The organism is Parasphaerochaeta coccoides DSM 17374 (genome assembly GCF_000208385.1).
GTDB classification, from domain to species: Bacteria; Spirochaetota; Spirochaetia; order Sphaerochaetales; family Sphaerochaetaceae; genus Parasphaerochaeta; species Parasphaerochaeta coccoides.
Genome location: NC_015436.1, coordinates 239324 through 258688, shown reverse-complemented (window position 1 = coordinate 258688; position 19365 = coordinate 239324). Strand labels below are relative to the sequence as shown.

General features: G+C 54.3%; 12 protein-coding genes, 1 tRNA gene, 3 rRNA genes and 1 pseudogene. 3 read left to right on the top strand and 14 right to left on the bottom strand.

Annotation, left to right across the window (positions count from 1 at the left end):
* Positions 1 to 61 precede the first annotated feature (61 nt).
* Positions 62 to 295, top strand: coding sequence for a hypothetical protein (locus SPICO_RS01145; protein ID WP_041394943.1), 234 nt, complete (start codon positions 62 to 64; stop codon positions 293 to 295).
* Between the two features lie 10 nt (positions 296 to 305).
* Here the strand turns inward: SPICO_RS01145 and SPICO_RS01140 are convergent.
* From SPICO_RS01140 to SPICO_RS01115, 6 genes and pseudogenes are all read right to left on the bottom strand, one after another.
* Positions 306 to 1337, bottom strand: a pseudogene (locus SPICO_RS01140) (RCC1 domain-containing protein); the annotation flags it as partial.
* A 185-nt stretch (positions 1338 to 1522) separates the two neighbouring features.
* Positions 1523 to 2542 (bottom strand): ornithine carbamoyltransferase, encoded by a 1020-nt coding sequence (gene argF, locus SPICO_RS01135; RefSeq protein WP_013738859.1) that lies wholly within the window; start codon positions 2540 to 2542, stop codon positions 1523 to 1525.
* A gap of 63 nt (positions 2543 to 2605) precedes the next feature.
* The gene (locus SPICO_RS01130) at positions 2606 to 3949 is read right to left on the bottom strand and encodes a DNA recombination protein RmuC (RefSeq protein WP_013738858.1); all 1344 of its coding nucleotides are present in this window, start codon (positions 3947 to 3949) and stop codon (positions 2606 to 2608) included.
* A 214-nt stretch (positions 3950 to 4163) separates the two neighbouring features.
* A complete protein-coding gene (locus tag SPICO_RS01125; RefSeq protein ID WP_013738857.1) occupies positions 4164 to 4973 on the bottom strand; it encodes a MetQ/NlpA family ABC transporter substrate-binding protein in 810 nt (269 codons plus the stop codon).
* A gap of 98 nt (positions 4974 to 5071) precedes the next feature.
* Positions 5072 to 5749 carry a methionine ABC transporter permease gene (locus SPICO_RS01120; protein WP_013738856.1) on the bottom strand — a complete coding sequence of 226 codons (678 nt, stop codon included), beginning with the start codon at positions 5747 to 5749 and terminating at the stop codon, positions 5072 to 5074.
* Entirely contained in the window at positions 5746 to 6762 is a 1017-nt protein-coding gene (locus tag SPICO_RS01115) for a methionine ABC transporter ATP-binding protein (RefSeq protein WP_013738855.1), read from the bottom strand. Before SPICO_RS01115 ends, SPICO_RS01120 begins: the two co-directional genes overlap by 4 nt.
* 312 nt (positions 6763 to 7074) lie before the next feature.
* Between SPICO_RS01115 and SPICO_RS01110 the strand changes: the two genes are divergently transcribed.
* Positions 7075 to 7761: a metal ABC transporter ATP-binding protein gene (locus SPICO_RS01110; protein WP_013738854.1), complete on the top strand. Its 687-nt coding sequence runs from the start codon at positions 7075 to 7077 to the stop codon at positions 7759 to 7761.
* Positions 7742 to 8551 (top strand): metal ABC transporter permease, encoded by an 810-nt coding sequence (locus SPICO_RS01105; protein ID WP_013738853.1) that lies wholly within the window; start codon positions 7742 to 7744, stop codon positions 8549 to 8551. The genes SPICO_RS01110 and SPICO_RS01105 overlap by 20 nt, the downstream gene beginning before the upstream one ends.
* Before the next feature lie 175 nt (positions 8552 to 8726).
* On the opposite strand, the gene rrf is transcribed toward SPICO_RS01105, so the two are convergent.
* From rrf to thrS, 8 genes are all read right to left on the bottom strand, one after another.
* Positions 8727 to 8838, bottom strand: a 5S ribosomal RNA gene (rrf, locus tag SPICO_RS01100).
* Positions 8839 to 8914: 76 nt separating this feature from the next.
* Positions 8915 to 11880 (bottom strand): 23S ribosomal RNA (locus SPICO_RS01095).
* A gap of 83 nt (positions 11881 to 11963) precedes the next feature.
* Positions 11964 to 12037 (bottom strand) — tRNA-Ile (locus SPICO_RS01090).
* A gap of 134 nt (positions 12038 to 12171) precedes the next feature.
* Positions 12172 to 13706: ribosomal RNA gene (locus tag SPICO_RS01085) — 16S ribosomal RNA — on the bottom strand.
* The 16S, 23S and 5S rRNA genes sit together here with 1 tRNA gene alongside, the layout of an rRNA operon.
* An 812-nt stretch (positions 13707 to 14518) precedes the next feature.
* The gene (locus SPICO_RS01080) at positions 14519 to 15316 is read right to left on the bottom strand and encodes an HAD-IIB family hydrolase (RefSeq protein WP_245523212.1); all 798 of its coding nucleotides are present in this window, start codon (positions 15314 to 15316) and stop codon (positions 14519 to 14521) included.
* Between the two features lie 11 nt (positions 15317 to 15327).
* Positions 15328 to 15924: a CDP-diacylglycerol--glycerol-3-phosphate 3-phosphatidyltransferase gene (gene pgsA, locus SPICO_RS01075; RefSeq protein ID WP_013738851.1), complete on the bottom strand. Its 597-nt coding sequence runs from the start codon at positions 15922 to 15924 to the stop codon at positions 15328 to 15330.
* A gap of 62 nt (positions 15925 to 15986) precedes the next feature.
* Positions 15987 to 17525 carry a carboxypeptidase M32 gene (locus SPICO_RS01070; protein WP_013738850.1) on the bottom strand — a complete coding sequence of 513 codons (1539 nt, stop codon included), beginning with the start codon at positions 17523 to 17525 and terminating at the stop codon, positions 15987 to 15989.
* A 1-nt stretch (position 17526) separates the two neighbouring features.
* Positions 17527 to 19293 carry a threonine--tRNA ligase gene (thrS, locus tag SPICO_RS01065; RefSeq protein ID WP_013738849.1) on the bottom strand — a complete coding sequence of 589 codons (1767 nt, stop codon included), beginning with the start codon at positions 19291 to 19293 and terminating at the stop codon, positions 17527 to 17529.
* Positions 19294 to 19365: the final 72 nt, after the last annotated feature.

The following is a 19365-nucleotide window of genomic DNA, read 5'->3' as shown; positions in this document are numbered from 1 at the left end:
CAAATAGACAACGGACGATATCACAAAAACAATAGTGCGTGAAGAAAATCATCGAGGGAGCTTGTCGCTCAAGGACGCGACCATCACCGCCGCATACGGATTTTCCTCTACGGACAAGAAGGAACCGGAAGCAGCGGCAATAGGAGAAAGCCTCTCATCTCAAGCAACGCGGAATCAGGGAACAGTCACATCCATCCCTACCTTTGCCCCTCCAATCAACAAGGCATTGGCAACATTGTTTTCAGAGGCCATCGCCGTGCGATGGTCTCTTTTTGCATCTTCCGTCACAACATGATGGCGGAGGTTCAGAGTATAATTTTCACGGGCGTGATTCTGTTAGTCGTATCGCCGACACCCAGTTGACCATCAGCGTTCCTTCCTGTCGCCCAGAGCGTCCCGTTTTTTTTCACAATCATCGTGTAGTCGCCTCCAGCGGAGACAGACGCGACATTAGTCCCCATGGACGTGACCTTCACGGGCGTGCTTTTGTGGTCCTCATCAGTGCCATCCCCCAATTGTCCACCCCCGTTGTATCCAGTCGCCCAGAGCGTCCCGTCCTTCTTCAGAATCATCGTGTGCCTGTCTCCAGCGGAAACCGCCGCGACATCAGTCATGACCCGCACGGGCGTGTTTTTGTGGTTCTTATCAGTGCCATCCCCCAGTTGACCATCGAGGTTGAATCCAGTCGCCCAGAGCGTCCCGTCCTTCTTCAGGATCATCGTGTGCCTGTCTCCAGCGGAAACCGCCGCGACATCAGTCATAATCTGCTTAGGTGTAAACTTATAGCCCCACGTACCATCCCCCAGTTGACCAACATTGTTCCATCCAGTCACCCAGAGCGTGCCGTTTTTTTTCAATATCATGGTATGAGCGTATCCGGCGGAGACAGACGCGACATCAGTCATGACCCGCACGGGCGTGCTTCTGCCATCCCTAGTGCCGTCACCCAGTTGGCCAAAATCATTCCGTCCAGTCGCCCAGAGAGTGCCGTCCGTCTTCACAATCATCGTGTGGTCGCCTCCAGCGGAGACTGACGCGACATCAGTCATTATCTGTACGGGTGTATTTTTGTCTGCCTGATCCGTAGCGCCGTCACCCAATTGTCCAAAGAAGTTTTTTCCTGTAGCCCAAAGTGTCCCGTCATTCTTCAGGATCATCGTGTGACTCTCTCCAGCGGAAACTGCCGCGACATCAGGCATAACCAGCACGGGCGTTTTTTTGTTTTCGTTATTACCGATACCCAGTGCACCAGAATAGTTGCTTCCAGTCGCCCAGAGCGTGCCGTCCTTCTTCAGGATCATCGTGTGATAACCTCCGGCAGAAATTGCTGTGACCTTGGCGGACGAGTTTGACTCCCCTGGACAAGCTGTCAGAAACAGCGTGAACAGCACAACAAGAATTGCAGTCATCCCATAGCTGAAAACAGTCTTCTTCATGAAAATACCTCCCTTGGTACTGATTTGAAATCTTATCACAAATAGACAACGGACGATATCACAAAAACAATAGTGCGTGAAGAAAATCATCGAGGGAGCTTGTCGCTCAAGGACGCGACCATCACCGCCTTGATTGTATGCATCCGGTTCTCCGCTTCATCGAAAACGACAGAATGAGCTCCACGGAACACATCGTCCGTGACCTCCAGGGCATCCATACCAGCGATATCACACAGCTTGGCACCGGAAACAGTATTCCGGTCATGGTAAGCGGGCAGGCAATGTTCAAAGATGACCTTCGGATTTCCCGTCGCTTCAAGCAAGGCCTCATTCACTTGATACGCTTTGAGCAGGGCGACCCTTTCCCGCGCCTTGTCCTCCTCACCCATCGAGACCCAGACATCCGTATAAATGATGTCCGCCCCCTTCACCGCCTCATACGGATTTTCCTCTACGGACAAGAGGGAACCGGAAGCAGCGGCAATAGGAGAAAGCTTCTCAAGCAACGCGGAATCAGGGAACAATCCACGCGGAGAGGAAACAGTCACATCCATCCCTACCTTTGCCCCGCCAATCAACAAGGCATTGGCGACATTGTTGCGACCATCACCGACATAGACCAGTTTCATCGCCTCAAGAGGCTTATCGACATGCTCCTGTGCAGTCAGGAAATCCGCCAGCACCTGGGTAGGATGATCGTCATCGGTCAAACCGTTAAAAACGGGGATTCCACTGTACGCGGCAAGATTTTCCACCACCCTCTGGGAAAAACCACGGTATTCTATGCCATCGTACATCCGTCCCAAGACACGCGCGGTATCCTCGACGGACTCTTTTCCTCCCATCTGGCTGTTGGTGAGGAACGTCACGTTGGCGCCTTCGTCAAATGCCGCCACCTCAAAGGAACAACGGGTGCGGGTGGATGTCTTGTCAAAAATCAGGACGATGTTCTTGTCTTCAAGCAGATGACGTGGTAAATCGGACGGGCAACCCTTCTTGCGCGCCTTGAGTTCAGAAGCGAGAGCAAGGAGCGCATGTATCTCCTGCGCGGAATAATCAAGGAGAGTAAGGAAGCTACGTCCTTTCAAAGTGGATAAAAGATTCATATTTTCCCCTTTATGAATATTTATGCATTAGAACAGGAAAAACAAGGAATATCAAGCGCATAATTACTCATTTCCCGTATTTCCCACGTCCGTACCAAACTCCGTATCCGCAGATTCTCCATCACCCAAGGAAAAAGGTTCACCGGAAAACGACACAGCCTCCACGCCGCGCAAGTTTCTTTCAATGGCACGTGTCCGCCGAGAAGCTGAATCCAGACTATCCACAGCCTGAGTCAGCTTAATCCGCGTCTTGTCCAGGATACCTCCGAAAGTGCCAAATTCCGTCTTTACCTTCCCCAAGACTTCCCACGCCTCGCTGGACCGCTTTTCGATAGCCAAAGTCCTGAAACCCATCTGCAAACTGTTGAGCATGGCGGCAAAGGTCGTAGGTCCGGCTATGGTCACCCTGGACGTGCGTTGCAGCTCATCGGTCAGACCGGGAATACGAAGCGCTTCGGCGTACAAACCTTCGACCGGCAGGAACATGATGGCAAAATCAGTCGTATGAGGCGGGTCAATGTATTTCTCCCGTATCGTCTTCGCTTCCATGATGAACCGCCGCTTAAGGGCGGCGACAGCAGCTTCCACACCCTGGACATCAGTCGCTTCCTGACTGGAAAGAAGTCGTTCATAGTCTTCCTTGGGGAATTTGGCATCAACGGGAAGCCAGACAGGTTCTTTCATATCACGGGAAGCTCCCGGCAGTTTCACCGCGAACTCAACCCTGTCGTTACTCCCCTTCTTGGTCGCTACATTACGCTCGAACTGTTCGGCGGTGAACACTTCGGAAAGAATCATGTCTGCCTGGACTTCTCCCCAGACACCGCGGCTCTTGATGTTGGTCAGCACACGCTTCAAATCTCCCACCCCATGGGCAAGTTCCTTCATCTCTCCCATGGATGTGTAAACGGCCTTGAGCTGCTCGCTGACTTGTTGGAATGATTCCCCCAGACGCTTTTCAAGCGTTGTCTGCAACTTCTCATCGACCGTCTGACGCATCTGGTCAAGCCGCTTCTCGTTATCGGTGCGGATTCTCTCCAGCCGCTCATGGACATCGGAGGACAGCTTTTCCGTAATCCCGCGCATGTCCTGGAGCTGACGCGACACGCTTTCGGTCAGCGTTTTGAAATCATCTGACGCATCTTTGCGTTGCCTGCCAAGCGTATCCGTCATCTCCTGCCGATCCAAGCGGCCTCTTTCGGTGACGGCTCCTTGCAGAGTGTCCACGGAATGATGGAGTCCGTTCATCATGCCTTCCAAACGGGCGACCTGACCTGAAAGAGCGTCAAAGCGACCCAGCACTTCACGCATGTCCCGTCTCCGTGACGCCATGACAAGAATGATGGTAATGAAGCTTATAGATAAAAAAACAACCCCGGATATCACGGCGATGGTTCCTGTGGGCATACTACCTCCCTGGAATCGCCGGATACCCGCAGGTTGTCATCTACGGGAGTCCCCTGTGGCGACCCGCGACAAGTCTACCACGCTCAGGCATGTGATGAAAGATACCAGAGGCTCGGCTTGCGCTCCGCCTCATTCAAGTTTCATCTGCTCACGGCTACATGCAGTCATGCAACCGTAATCGCATTGTACTCTTTATTTCCACCCAATCCGCAAACTAGTCTACCAGGACGACCTCGCCGTCCTTATAGGTAACTGCGACATAATCCTGCACGACTTTGCTTTTCAGTGCCTTGACCAACGCCTGGATGGCTGGTTTGCTTTCATCTCCGGCACGAACAGCAACAACGTTCACATACGGGCTGTCCGCTCCTTCGACGAACAAGCCGTCCTTCGTGGCAGTGAGGCCAGCGGGAATAGCATAGTTCCCGTTGATGGCGGCAAGGTCAACATCACCAAGGACACGGGGAAGCGTGGCGGCTTCAAGTTCGGTAATCTTCAAACCCTTCGGATTGCTGGCAATGTCCAGAACAGTCGCTGACAACCCGGCTCCAGCCTTAAGAGTAATCAGACCGGCACTCTGGAGAAGCAGAAGGGCACGTCCGCCGTTGGTGGGATCATTGGGAATGGCTACGGTCGCGCCGTTCTTAAGATCCTTGAGGGATGTGACCTTCCTGGAATACAGGGCGAACGGTTCAATGTGGATTCCTCCGGCATTGGCCAGCTTGTACCCCTGGGAAGAAATCTGATCTTCAAGATAGGGGATGTGCTGGAAGAAGTTAGCATCCAGTTCCCCGGCATTGAGCGCGGCGTTCGGCGTGACATAGTCGGTGAACTCACGAACCTCTAACGCAATCCCCTGAGCTGCCAAATCACTGACAATCAGGCTAAGGAAGGCCGCATGAGGTTCAGGGGTGGCGCCGACGACCAACTTGACGGTGGAAGGAGCGGACTCCTTGGCTCCGGCCGCAAATACCAATCCGATGGCCACGAAAGCAATAAGCAGGACAGCTATAGCTTTTTTCATTTTTATCTCCCTTTACCGGGTATAGGACATCATTGCCTCTCCCGGCATAATTCTCAGTTTTTATCGTATCAATGAAAAGTGAATTTGTTTCTAATCAATCAGCGACGAGCTATGACTCGTGCGCTCCAGCGGTTGCCGATAACCTGGATGAGTTCCACGAGAACCAGAATGACCACGACGGCCGCGAACATGACATCTCCGCGGAAACGTTGGAACCCATAACGGATGGCAAGGTCTCCGAGACCCCCTCCTCCTATGGCTCCGGCCATGGCCGAGTAGCCAATCAGGTTGATGATGGTCAGGGTGACACCTGATATCAGCGAAGGGGTGGCCTCCGGAATCAAGACTTTCCAGATAATCTGCCACGTCGTGGATCCCATGGCGCGGGCGGCCTGAACGACCCCCGGATCCACCTCCTTGAGTGCCGTTTCTATCACACGGGCGACAAACGGCGCAGCAGCAATCGACAACGGTACAATCGTAGCAGTCGTACCGATGCTTGTCCCCACCAGTATCCGGGACAAGGGAAAGAGCAGAATCATCAATATGATGAAAGGAAATGACCTCAATATGTTCACGATGCGACCCAAGACGCTGTTGAGAACCGGACGAGGCATGATACCTCCCTGTTCTTCGGCGGACGTGATGGTCAGCAGGACTCCGAGCGGCACTCCGAGCAACAAGGAAAACACCGTAGAGAAAAAAACCATCTGCAATGTCTGCAAGGTCGATGGAAAAAGCAGGCGGAAGACATCGTTGGTAAAGAATGAACTCATGACCTGGCCTCCTCGACATAGACGCCTTGCTTTTTCAGCTCGGCAATGACCGCCGCAACGACATCGGGAGTACCGGAGATATCGCTAATCAGAGTACCAATCTTCTCCCCGCCGACATTCTGGACACCTCCGGCGCGAATATTAAATTCAACCTCGAACTTGCGGGAAAGTTGGCTCAAAATAGGCAAATCGGTATTCCCGCCACGGAAACGCAACGTATAGCGGCCACCGTCCTCAGACCATCTGACCAAGCCTTCCTCATGTTCGGAGGGAGACGCATCCACAGGAGACAGATGACTGAGAAAGTCCCGTGTCACTGTAGTCTGGGGATGGGCGAAGATATCGGTGACAAGACCCTCTTCCACTACCTTCCCGTCGTCCAGGACTGCTACTCTTTCGCAACTGTCCCTCACAACTTCCATTTGGTGGGTGATCATCACGATAGTAAGATTCATCTTGCTCTGGATTTCTTTCAGCAGAGACAGTATGGAATGGGTTGTCTGGGGATCAAGCGCACTGGTCGCTTCATCACAAAAAAGGATGTCAGGTCGCACCGCCAAAGCACGGGCGATGGCGATGCGTTGCTTCTGTCCGCCGCTCAGCGTGCTGATGGGAGCCTTCTCACGGTCACCCAAGCCTACCAAATCAAGCAGTTCCTTTACCCTTTCCTTGATGTCAGAAGATTTGTAACCAGCTATTTCAAGCGGGTAAGAGACGTTTTGTCCGGCGCTGCGCGAGGAAAAAAGGTTGAAGTTCTGGAAAATCATCCCCAAGCGGCGTCTTTGAAGAATCAGTCCTTGCTCATCAAGGTCATCAACCCTCTGTCCGTCATAAAAGACAGTGCCGGAATCAGGACGCTCCAAGAGGCTGACCAGACGAACCAATGTAGATTTTCCTGCTCCGCTCCTACCGATGACCCCATAAATCGAGTTGGTCGGGATAGAGAGGCTGATGCCGTTCACAGCATGCAGGAACCCATAGGAACGCTCGACGTTTTCTAGGCGTATCTGCATCTGGCTCTCTCCCCCCCCGGAATAAGTTCCTACTACTATAGGGAAATCATAGCTCTTAGGCAAGCGGTAAAAAAGATAATTTATATTAAATACCGTAATATACTAGTAATTTAGGTGCACAGCGATGATATCCCTCCCCAGTTCAGGGAAAAGAAAATGCTCAGGGCAAAGTCAAAGGTTAATGAAGTACTCATATAAGTATATGTTGAACAAATAATAACAATCCCATACCTTGACGCTGCGGATGTCACGTCAGTACTATGGATGGGTGCGCATGGTAAGAAGTGATGCCGTGCGAGAGGAAGTCTACTGATGTCCGAATCTTCCATACCGGCAATAAAATGCTCGGATGTTTCTTTTTCTTATGGCCAGACGCCTGTGCTATCTTCATTGTCCCTGCGCATCGATGAAGGGCAGTTCGTCTGCATCAGCGGACGCAATGGTTCGGGAAAAACCACATTGATGCGCCTTTTTTTAGGTGAGCTTCTTCCCAGCAACGGAACGGTTGCCATCTTCGGCCAGAACCCTGCTGCTTTTGCGTCGTGGAAGAATGTCGGATACATGAGTCAGTTTCCTGTCGATGCGGCTTTTCCGGCAACAGTACGGGAAATAGTTTCCACGGCCTTATATCCGCTGAAACCACACGGGAAGGAAAGAGAGAATCTGGTCGATGAAGCCTTACGCCTCACAGGAATGCAAAACATGAAGAATCGTCTTCTGGGAGAGCTTTCCGGCGGGCAGCGTCAACGGGTTTTGTTGTCCCGCGTCCTGGCAGGTGCGCCCCGTCTCCTGCTCCTCGATGAACCGACCGCGGGGGTGGACACCCAGAGTACGTCACGCATTTTTGAGACTCTTGCCCACCTACAGACGCATGGGCTGACTATCGTGGTAATCTCTCATGATACCCATGAGCTGGAAAAATATACGGGAAACATCATGCGTGTGGAAACCGGTCGCATTACCATGGGAGGGTTGCACGATGTCCATGTTCCAGTATGAATTCATGCGCGTGGCACTTGCCACAGGTTTCCTTTTGGCACTCATCATGCCCTGCATTGGAATTATCCTTGTGTTACGGCGGCTTTCCATGCTGGGCGATACGCTATCCCATGCTTCGCTGGCGGGTGTCGCGGTCGGTCTCATCGGCGGATTCAATCCTGTCTTGGGAGCGTTGGGAGCCTCACTGCTTGCGGCGTTCAGCATTGATGGGCTGCGCAAGATATTTCCCCGTTACCAAGAACTGTCCATAGCCATCATGATGTCGATAGGTATCGGTCTGGCCGGCATCCTCAGTGGCTTCGTGCGTAATACGACGAGCTTCACTAGTTTTCTTTTCGGAAGTATTGTTGCAATCAGCAGGACAGAACTCATTCTGACGGTAATCGCTTGCATCGTGGTTCTGGCATCTTTCATCATCATGTACCGCCAGTTGCTGTACATCAGTTTTGATGAGAATGCAGCACGGCGAAGCGGCATCCCAGTACGTCTGGTAACAGGAATCTTCACCTTTCTCACGGCAGTCACCATCTCCCTGGCTGCACGGACAGTCGGGGCATTGATTGTCGCTTCTCTGTTGGTGATTCCTGTCGCTACAGCCTTGCAGGTTGCCAAAAGCTATAAGCAGACTGTCCTCTATGCCATATTCTTCGGAGAACTTGCCATGCTCCCTGGCCTTGCCATAGCGTGGTACTTCGACCTGAAACCAGGCGGAACCATAGTCCTGACCAGCGTAGCCATCCTGCTTCTCGTCTTTGCCTATTCACATATAAGAAAAACCTTGGGGAAATAACAATCCACCGTCTGATGAACTGACCCCCCAAGAGTTCTCCAACTCTGGGGGGTCAGTTCATCACCGTCTGAGCTGGTGGTTTTAAGGTGGGGTTGTTGCAAAAGTGAAAACTAGAGCAACAACTCCTTTTTTGTCGTTCAGCTTTTTTCTGCCGAACGAGAGGGCATAAAAAAAGGCCCGGCGGCGACCTACTCTCCCGCGAAAAACGCAGTACCATCGGCGCGAGAGTGCTTGACTGCCGTGTTCGGGATGGGAACGGGTATGACCACTCTGCTATGACCACCGGGCCGGCTGCCCCCTGCGCTCCCTCCGATCCGGAAGAGGCGCGGGCGCAGCCCGCTGTGTGCGGGCCGGAACAAGAATATGGTCAAGCCTCACGGCTGATTAGTACCGGTCGGCTGAACATGTTGCCATGCGTACACCTCCGGCCTATCGACCAGGTAGTCTCCCTGGTTCCTTCAGTCCCCTCGTGGGGGACGGGATGTCTCATCTTGAGGCAGGCTTCCCGCTTAGATGCTTTCAGCGGTTATCCCTGCCGGACGTGGCTACCCGGCGCATGCCGCTGGCGCGACAACCGGTACACCAGAGGTCCGTCCACCTCGGTCCTCTCGTACTGAAGGCAGGCCCTCTCAAACATCCAACGCTTGTGGCAGATAGGGACCGAACTGTCTCACGACGTTCTGAACCCAGCTCACGTACCGCTTTGATTGGCGAACAGCCAAACCCTTGGGACCTGCTCCAGCCCCAGGATGCGATGAGCCGACATCGAGGTGCCAAACCTTGCCGTCGATATGAACTCTTGGGCAAGATCAGCCTGTTATCCCCGGAGTACCTTTTATCCGTTACGTGACGGCGCTTCCACGCGCTACCGCCAGATCACTAAGACCTACTTTCGTACCTGCTCGGCTTGTCGGCCTCGCAGTCAAGCCACCTTGTGCCTTTACGCTTGCCGGATGATTCCCAACCATCCTAAGGTGACCTTCGCGCGCCTCCGTTACCCTTTGGGAGGCGACCGCCCCAGTCAAACTTCCCGCCTGGCACTGTCCGCCGCCCCGCTTCAGGGGCCGCGTTAGGGAATTGCACGCGCAAGGGTGGTATTTCACCACTGGCTCCGCGCAGCCTGACGGCCACGCCTCCTCGCCTCCCACCTATCCTACACATGCGCGTCCAACTCTCCGTACCAAGTTGAAGTAAAGGTTCACGGGGTCTTTCCGTCTGACCACAAGTACCAGGCATCTTCACCTGGACTTCAATTTCACCGGATCTCACGTCGAGACAGCGCCCAAATCGTTACACCATTCGTGCGGGTCGGAACTTACCCGACAAGGAATTTCGCTACCTTAGGACCGTTATAGTTACGGCCGCCGTTTACCGGGGCTTGAATTCGCCGCCTCGCCTTGCGGCTCACGGCTCCTCTTGACCTTCCGGCACCGGGCAGGTGTCAGTCCATATACTTCCCGTCGCCGGTTCGCATGGACCTGTGTTTTTGGTAAACAGTCGCTTGGGCCATTTCTCTGCAACCCGCCTTCGCGGGCCATGCTTCTCCCGAAGTTACGCATGCATTTTGCCGAGTTCCTTGACGTGAGTTCTTCCGTGCGCCTTCGCATTCTCAGCTCGCCCACCTGTGTCGGTCTCTGGTACGGTCCCCCCATGCATATCCTTAGGGATTGTTTCCCGGCACGACAGCTCCACGCGCTTCGCCTCCCCGTAGGTCGGCTCGCATTCGCACTTCCCCTCGGACGCCGGATTTGCCTGGCGTCCTCAACAGCTCCGTGCTTGGACCGGAACTACCGTTCTCCGGCCGCGCTTCGCTCTATGCGTCATCCCGTCGGTGCATGGGAAGGTACGGGAATGTTCACCCGTTTCCCATCGGCTACGGCCTTCGCCCTCGCCTTAGGGGCCGACTGACCCTTGGGCAGATTACCTTTACCCTGGAAACCTTAGGCTTCCGGCGGACGGGGATCTCACCCGTCTTTTCGTTACTCATGCCTGCATCCTCTCTTCCATCCCGTCCAGCAGCCCTCCCGGGCTCCCTTCATCCGTACATGGAATGCTCCCCTACCCGCAGCGTCTCGCGCTGCGCCATGGCTTCGGTGACATGCTTAGCCCCGTTACATTGTCGGCGCGCGGCTACTCGACCAGTGAGCTGTTACGCACTCCTTCGAGGAATGGCTGCTTCTAAGCCAACCTCCTGGCTGTCTGCGCAACCGCACTTCCTTTCCCACTTGGCATGTCTTGGGGACCTTAGCCGATGGTCTGGGCTGTTTCCCTCTTGACGACGGCCCTTATCAGTCGCCGTCTGACTCCCGCATATTGGCTCTCGGCATTCTGAGTTTGGTTGGACTTGGTACCCGGTGAAGGGCCCGCATCCATCCAGTGCTTTACCTCCGTGAGCGTCCATGCGAGGCTAGCCCTAAAGCTATTTCGGGGAGTACCAGCTATCTCCAAGTTTGTTTAGCCTTTCACTCCGATCCACAGCTCATCCCAACCCTTTTCAGCGGATTTAGGTTCGGCCCTCCACCGCATCTCACTGCGGCTTCAGCCTGGCCATGGATAGATCACTTGGCTTCGGGTCTGCCCCACGCAACTCTCGCCCTCTTCGGACTCGGTTTCCCTACGGCTCCGGGACTCCTATCCCTTAACCTCGCTGCGTACGGCAACTCGCAGGCTCATTCTACAAAAGGCACGCCACCACAGGATCGCTCCCGCTGTGACCGCTTGCAAGTCTACGGTTTCAGGTTCTCTTTCACTCCCCTCCCGGGGTCCTTTTCACCTTTCCCTCACGGTACTATGCGCTATCGGTAGCCGCCAGTGTTTAGCCTTGGAGGGTGGTCCCCCCTGCTTCCGGCTGGATTCCTCGTGTCCCGCCGTACTCAAGGCGCATGCCCACACAGCGCACCAGGCTTCGCGTACCGGGCTTTCACCGTCTTCGGCGGGCCTTCCCAGACCCTTCCGCTCACCTGTGCCTTTCTCTCTGCGCGGGGACCCTCGGTGGTCCCCCGGCATGCCCTTACAACCCCCCTGACGCAACGCCCCGAGGCTATGCGCGCCAAAGGTTTGGGCTCCTCCCCGTTCGCTCGCCGCTACTGGGGGAATCTCGTTTGATGTCTTTTCCTGCAGGTACTCAGATGGTTCACTTCCCTGCGTCTCCTTCCGCCTGCTATGTATTCACAGCGCGGATGCGCGGGTCTTCCCCGCGCGGGTTACCCCATTCGGACACCCATGGATCACCGGATGTTGGCTCCTCCCCATGGCTTTTCGCAGCTGACCGCGTCCTTCCTCGCCTGGCGGCTCCCAGGCATCCTCCGTAGACCCTTCTTCGCTTGACCATATTTTTCTTCCAGCCCGTCTCTCATTTATGTCAAAAAAACAACACCGTCCCGTTTCTTTTGGTAGCGAGCGCAGTGTCTGCTGGGACTGACAAGACTTGAACTTGTGACCTCGTGCTTATCAGGCACGCGCTCTAACCACCTGAGCTACAGTCCCCGGTGTTTCAGAGATATCAAAGAAGAGAAAGAGATGTAAGGGGGCAAGGGCCCGTGCAGGTCCTTCCTCCTGCTGGACAACGTCCGTTTGTCCGCCTCCAGGACTTCCGCCCCACAGGCTCCCTTTCTTCTCAGAAAGGAGGTGATCCAGCCGCACCTTCCGGTACGGCTACCTTGTTACGACTTCACCCTCCTCACCAGGCATACCTTCGGCACCTCCCCCCTCGCGGTTGGGACAGCGACTTCGGGTACCCCCGACTCGGATGGTGTGACGGGCGGTGTGTACAAGGCCCGGGAACGTATTCACCGCGCCATGCTGATGCGCGATTACTAGCGATTCCAACTTCATGGACTCGGGTTGCAGAGTCCAATCCGTACTGAGACCGGCTTTCGCGGTTCGCTCTCCCTCGCGGGTCCGCTTCGCTCTGTACCGGCCATTGTAGCACGTGTGTGGCCCAGGGCATAAGGGCCATGATGACTTGACGTCGTCCCCACCTTCCTCCGGTTTGTCACCGGCAGTTCCGTCCGAGTCCCCATCTTCACATGCTGGTAACAGACGGCAGGGGTTGCGCTCGTTGCGGGACTTAACCCAACACTTCACAGCACGAGCTGACGACAGCCATGCAGCACCTGTCCGGCGGCCGCAAGCGGCCCATGGGTCTCCCCATGGTTCCCCCGGATGTCAAGCCCTGGTAAGGTTCCTCGCGTATCATCGAATTAAACCACATGCTCCACCGCTTGTGCGGGCCCCCGTCAATTCCTTTGAGTTTCACCCTTGCGGGCATACTCCCCAGGCGGCACACTCAGTGCGTTAGCTCCGGTACCGGGGGCTACCCCCCGACACCTGGTGTGCATCGTTTACTGTGCGGACTACCAGGGTATCTAAACCTGTTCGCTCCCCGCACCTTCGCGCCTCAGCGTCAGTACATGCCCAGGCAGTCGCCTTCGCCTCCGGTGTTCTTCCAGATATCTACAGATTTCACCCCTACACCTGGAATTCCACTGCCCCCTGCTGTACTCAAGCCATGCAGTTTCCCACGCATACCCCCGGTTGAGCCGGGGTCTTTCACATCGGACTTGCATGACCGCCTGCGCGCCCTTTACGCCCAATAATTCCGAACAACGCTCGCCCCCTACGTGTTACCGCGGCTGCTGGCACGTAGTTAGCCGGGGCTTATTCCGGGATTCACGTCATCACCCGCCCATTCCCTGGCAGGCTTATTCCCCCTCCCGAAAAGAACTTTACAACCTCACGGCCTTCTTCGTTCACGCGGCGTCGCTCCGTCAGGGTTCCCCCCATTGCGGAAGATTCTTAGCTGCTGCCTCCCGTAGGAGTCTGGACCGTGTCTCAGTTCCAATGTGGCCGTCCACCCTCTCAGGCCGGCTACCCATCGTCGCCATGGTGGGCCGTTACCCCCCCATCTAGCTAATGGGCCGCGGACTCATCTCCCAGCGGGGCCGTGGCCCCTTTCCCCACAGGGCTCTACCCCTGCGGTCGTATCCGGTATTATCACCTGTTTCCAGGTGCTGTCCCCAACTGGGAGGCAGATCATCCACGTGTTACTCACCCGTCCGCCGCTCTCCAGGGCCGAAGCCCCTTCCCGCTCGACTTGCATGCTTAAAACGCGCCGCCAGCGTTCGTTCTGAGCCAGGATCAAACTCTCCGTCATGGTAGTACGGGTTCCGAAGAACCCGCCTCTTCTATAACTGTTCAATCCCAGTCCCCCCCGTCCCCCTTCGCCCTCGCGGGCTCCGGCTTCCAGGGGCTGAACAAAGCTGTCGCTCTGTCCTCTTATTATTTCAAAGAATTGACTGGAAAGCCCTTCGCTTCCCTTACACAGACTTTCGTCTCATCATGTAAACCAACGACCCGAAGGCAATCGTTCACACGACATTCTCTCTCTTCTCTTCTCTCATATCTCTGTCAAAAAACAAAACATCCGCGACTTCTAAAATCACCTTGTTTCACAAGGCAGTTCTCAAGGCGCTCGATTAACATACCAACAAGCACTTCACATTGTCAAGTAGGCAACCTGGTTTCCAGTAGAAAACTTCGTTGTCCACCATCTTTCAGGCGGCTCGCATCCGAGTCTCCACATGAAGCGAATCGGATAGTAACCGACAAACACATTCGCGTCCAGTAGTTTGCAAAAAAAATCTGCATTTCCCGGATTTTTCCAGATTTTAGCGGTTCACGGGTTTTCCCCTGCATTCATATATATGTAAAAATTGTTGAGATATTCTGATTTACATCCATGATTTTCATTTCCTTGCTCATGGGTTTTTCAGGGAAAGGCAAGGGGGGGGGAAAGTGAGAAAAATAGTATTGCTTTCATAAGCATCCTCATGGCGCTTTTCGTCTTTGTTGCATGTCCCGGCAAAATCGCCAACCGGGAAACGGCACCAAGACTGACAGAAGCACGCCTGCGCAGATTATTTTTTGACTAGAAGGCAGGAGAAAATTGGCGCACGCACCAACCAATCACCAGGCCGTTCCGCTACGCCGCTTCGCTCCAATCACCGCACGGGCAATTTCGCTGAAACCCTCCCCGTAGCCGGAAGAAGCGCAGAAAGCCGGAAGCGTCGTGAACTTATGCTGGTTCTCACGTACCGTTCCTACGCCAAAGGACAGCGACAGACGGGAGAACATCACTTGGTCGTTGGGAGCATCACCACAGTACATCACAGTACGGGAAAAATCTTCTTCCCTTTCGCCACGGCTCACCAGAAAAGAGCGCGCGCCCTCGTATTTGTCCGTCGCGGCGAACCAACAGTTGATATGGATGGAACTGACCGCCACGCTTGCGCCCAGAGCATGGGCAATGGTGATGACCATCTCTTTTTCTTTCTCGGACAACGGTGATACTTCCCATGCGACATCATAGATACGGGCGAATTGATCGCTGGACAGGAGTGCATGGGGAACCGCCTCACGGACACGGATTTCCAGCTCATTGACCCGATGGGCGTAGGTATCTTCATCGATAGAAGGATGAGGGGTCCGAAAAATAACTCCGGCGGCATCGCGCTCAAAGACCACCGTACCACTTTCCGCTATGACAGCCTCCAGAGGCCATTGACGCAGATAGACATCGGCCCAACCCGCGGATCCTCCTGTGACACATACGACCTTCAACCCTGCGTCATGGAGATCCCATAATGCCTGCAACGCCACCGGATGAAGCTTTCCCTGGGTAGTAATCGTGTCATCGACATCAGTCAAAACCCAGCGGAGATCAGAGACATCCGAGGAAGCAAGCGCAGATAAAGGTTTCATCATCTGAACAGCCATCATCTGCTCAAGTGGGACAGGACTTTGCTGGAAATGATGGCCATGATATAGGTGAGAAAAGAAATCACCGAGGCCGCGGCGGCAAGGGCAAAGACGGCAACCAGCACGTAGGAGCCAGTCGAAAGCCATGCGGCATCAGGCATCCATCGCCGGAAAGCCAGGAAAAGGATACCCAGGATGGAACTGACCGCATAAAGGACTGTCTTGCTCTTGCCCCAGATATTCGCTGGAACGGCTTTGCCTGTCTTCATCATGAGCATACGGACAAACAGGATGCCAAACTCCCGCCACATGATGATGACAAAAGCCCAGTCAGGCATGATTCCGGCCATCATGAGGCAGACAAAATACGTCAGATGGCTAAGCGTGTCAGCAAAAGGATCCATCACTTTCCCAAGGTCAGTGACCATGTTCCGGCGACGGGCAATCTGTCCGTCAAGGATATCGGTGGCCTCCGTCACAATAAACAAAATGATTACCATGACAGTCGCAAGGTCGGCGAGGGAATCACCGAACCAGCGGCTCAGGTTGAAAACGACGAAAAATACAGGAACCAGTATGAGCCTGGTCACCGTCAGCTTGTTCGGTACATTCATCATGCCTCTCCCGCGGTATATCCCGCAGTATAGGAAATCAGCTTCGCTGCCCCCCTGAACGTTCAAAGGTCATACAAAGCTGTATACTTTTCATCAAGGTAGCGGGCAAACCACACCGCGTCAAGGGGCGACCCAGTCACTTTTTCGACCAACGTTCGTGCAGTATAAATGCTTCCGTGACGGAGGATATTGTTTTTCAGCCATTCACGGACTAGCGAAAGGTCTCCCCTTTCAATGCCATGATCGACAGCCTCCGCACCCATGTCCCGGCGCATCGCATACCAGAATTGCGCTCCATACAGATTCCCCAGCGCATACGTCGGAAAATATCCGAAATCACCTCCTGCCCAATGAATGTCCTGGAGTACGCCTTGTGCGGCATTCCGCGGTCGAACACCGAGCAGTCTTTCCATGCCGTCATTCCATGCTGAGGGCAGGTCATCTACTCCCAGTTCCCCGCTAATCAGAGCTTTTTCAAGAGTATAGCGGAGGATGATATGAAGGCCGTAGGTCACCTCGTCACTGGCTGTACGAATCAGGCTGGGACGGACAACATTGATGGCTCGGACAAAATCATCACGGGAAATGCCTTCAGTTTCATGAGGAAACAATGTGGTGAAAACAGGATAATAATGTGTCCAGAATGCTGGACTGCGGGCAATAATGTTCTCCCAGAGGCGTGATTGACTTTCATGGAGAGCAAGGCTGGCTCCTCCGGCAAGGCTTGTGCCACTGGTCATGTCGTTGGAGGCCGCCTGTTCATACAAGGCATGTCCTCCTTCATGAATCGTTGAAAACAGAGGTTCCGCAACTGACTTATCCTTATAATTCGTCGTGATGCGGATGTCGTGGGAACCGAGCGTCGTAGTGAACGGATGGGCGGACAATCCCGTGAGTCCCCTGGAGAAATCAAAGCCCATGTCGGCCAGAACCTTGCGGGAAAAACGCTCTTGGACATCCACCGGATAGTTCTGATGGAGAAAATCCTGACGTGGCACGGGTTTGCCGGAAATCCGATTGAGCAGGGAGCGCAGATGCGACTCCATGCTGGCGAATATTTCATCGACACGGACAGATGTCATCCCTGGTTCATAAATATCAAGCAAAGCGTCATACAGAGGACTGCCATCACCACTGCCATAAAGAGCCGCCCTCTCGCGGGCAAGGGATACGTTCAGTTCAAGATGGGGCTTGAAGGCCGCCCAGTCATCCTGTTCGCGAGCCTTCTGCCATGCCACCTGTGCCATGCCTACGGCGACAGCGTTGCGCCGGATATAGTCAGGGCTCAGCGCATGGCTTTTCTTCCATGCATCATAGCGCAGGCGTACCAATGCGGCACTCCGGTCATCAAGGAATGGATTGCCACTGGGCTGGTCGGGAGAAGCTCCCAAGACAGTCAGGACTTCCTCCATCTGTTTCCCTGCGGAAACAGCGTGCGCTTGAGTTTCAAGCCAGCCTATCTGTTCACCCCTGTCCCGCGCAGCCGCAGACGGCATGCCTCCGACCTGTAAATCCCATCCCAAGATAGCGGTGATATGGGAGATACGGGTGATTTCCCTGTCCATTTCCTCCAACAGTACCAATGCTTCCTCTCGTGTCATGTTACACCTGCTCCCGCGCGGCTACCGCGGCCTTCACTTCGGCAATGAAATCAGCTGTCGGGACATCATTGGCCTTATTGCCATTACGATAGCGAACCGACACCTTGTCCTCACTCTGCTCACGTTCACCAACGACAAGCTGGTACGGTATCTTGTGGAGCTGGGCATTGCGTATCTTGGCATTCATCCGGTCATCGCTCAGGTCGGCGTCTGCCCGGAGTCCTTCCTTGCGCAGACGATCCCTCAATGCCGTGGCATACGGGAAAAAAGCCTCTCCCACAGGCACTACCATGATCTGTTCCGGGGCAAGCCATGGCGGGAACGCTCCGGCATAGTTTTCAATGAGGACACCGAAGAACCTCTCAATGGAACCCAAAAGGGCACGATGAATCATGTACGGGCGTTTCTCCTGTCCGTCCTTGTCCACGAAAGTCATCTGGAAACGGTCTGACATGTTGAAGTCGAACTGTACGGTGGATAGCTGCCATTCGCGTCCGATGGCATCCTTTACCTTCAAGTCAATCTTCGGCCCATAGAAAGCTCCGCCTCCTTCATCGACCTCATAGGCAAGTCCTTCTTTCTCTATGGCGTTGCGCAGAGCCTTGGTAGCGGCATCCCAGCGTTCCCGTTCACCTACTGATTCTTCAGGACGGGTGGACAGGTAAGCTTTCACATCCTGGAATCCGAAAGAACGGAGCATGTAGAGGGAAAATTCAAGAACCTTCCGGATTTCATCATCCATCTGTTCGGGAGTACAGAACAAATGGGCATCATCCTGAGTGAACCCGCGAACCCGCATCAGACCATGAAGGGCTCCCGCCTTCTCGTACCGATAGACAGTCCCCAGCTCGGCCATGCGTATCGGCAGGTCACGGTATGAACGCTTGCTGTTGTTGTAAATCATGATATGGAAAGGACAGTTCATCGGCTTCACATAATAGTCTGACTTGTCCATCTCCATGGCAGGATACATGCTGTCCTTGTAGAATCCAAGGTGGCCGCTTGTCTCCCAGAGCCATGACCGTCCCACATGGGGAGAAAACACCATCTCATAACCGTTCTTATAGTGTTCGTCACGCCAGAAATTCTCTATGGCGACCCTGACCCTGGCTCCACGCGGATGCCAGTAGACCAGACCGGGACCCGCTTCCTCATGCAGGCTGAAAAGATCCTGTTCCTTGCCTAACCGTCTGTTGTCCCGTTTTTCGACGTCTTCCAGATGTTGGAGGTACAGTCTCAAATCTTTAGGATTGGCCCATGCCGTGCCATAGATGCGTGTCAGCATGGGGTTCGTCTCCTTACCCCTCCAATATGCGCCGGCTATGTTGAGCAGGGCAAAGGAATCAGAGCGAAGCTCCTTGGTGGAAGCCACATGGGGGCCACGACATAGGTCGATGAAGCCACCTTGGTCATAAAGGGAAACATCCTCGTCGGCGGGTATGGCATCAAGCAGCTCGACTTTGTATTTCTGGTCGGAAAAACGCCGACGCGCCTCATCACGGGAGACGACAGTACGAATGAATGGCTTGTCTTCGGCAATAATCTTCTTCATCCTCTCGGTGATTTCCTCTAAATCATCCTTGACCAGTGGCCGGGGCAGATCAAAGTCATAATAAAACCCATTCTCAATCACCGGTCCAATGGCAATCTGAGCCGTCGGAAACATCTGGAGTACCGCTTCCGCCATCACGTGTGCCATGGAATGTCTGATACGTTCCAGTTTTTCCTGCGCGGCATCCTGTCCGCCCTTTTCCATTATTTCAGCCATGTCCTTCCTCCTCCCGCGATATGAAAAAACCTTCATGCTCCAGCCCTTGCGATTCGTTTCCACAAATCTGCC

Coding starts and splice junctions, on each gene's coding strand:
- SPICO_RS01125 (WP_013738857.1), bottom strand. CDS start 4,973: ATGAAAAAAGCTATAGCTGTCCTGCTTATTGCTTTCGTGGCCATCGGA.
- SPICO_RS01130 (WP_013738858.1), bottom strand. CDS start 3,949: ATGCCCACAGGAACCATCGCCGTGATATCCGGGGTTGTTTTTTTATCT.
- pgsA (WP_013738851.1), bottom strand. CDS start 15,924: ATGAATGTACCGAACAAGCTGACGGTGACCAGGCTCATACTGGTTCCT.
- SPICO_RS01080 (WP_245523212.1), bottom strand. CDS start 15,316: ATGATGAAACCTTTATCTGCGCTTGCTTCCTCGGATGTCTCTGATCTC.
- SPICO_RS01110 (WP_013738854.1), top strand. CDS start 7,075: ATGTCCGAATCTTCCATACCGGCAATAAAATGCTCGGATGTTTCTTTT.
- thrS (WP_013738849.1), bottom strand. CDS start 19,293: ATGGCTGAAATAATGGAAAAGGGCGGACAGGATGCCGCGCAGGAAAAA.
- SPICO_RS01120 (WP_013738856.1), bottom strand. CDS start 5,749: ATGAGTTCATTCTTTACCAACGATGTCTTCCGCCTGCTTTTTCCATCG.
- argF (WP_013738859.1), bottom strand. CDS start 2,542: ATGAATCTTTTATCCACTTTGAAAGGACGTAGCTTCCTTACTCTCCTT.
- SPICO_RS01105 (WP_013738853.1), top strand. CDS start 7,742: ATGTCCATGTTCCAGTATGAATTCATGCGCGTGGCACTTGCCACAGGT.
- SPICO_RS01115 (WP_013738855.1), bottom strand. CDS start 6,762: ATGCAGATACGCCTAGAAAACGTCGAGCGTTCCTATGGGTTCCTGCAT.
- SPICO_RS01070 (WP_013738850.1), bottom strand. CDS start 17,525: ATGACACGAGAGGAAGCATTGGTACTGTTGGAGGAAATGGACAGGGAA.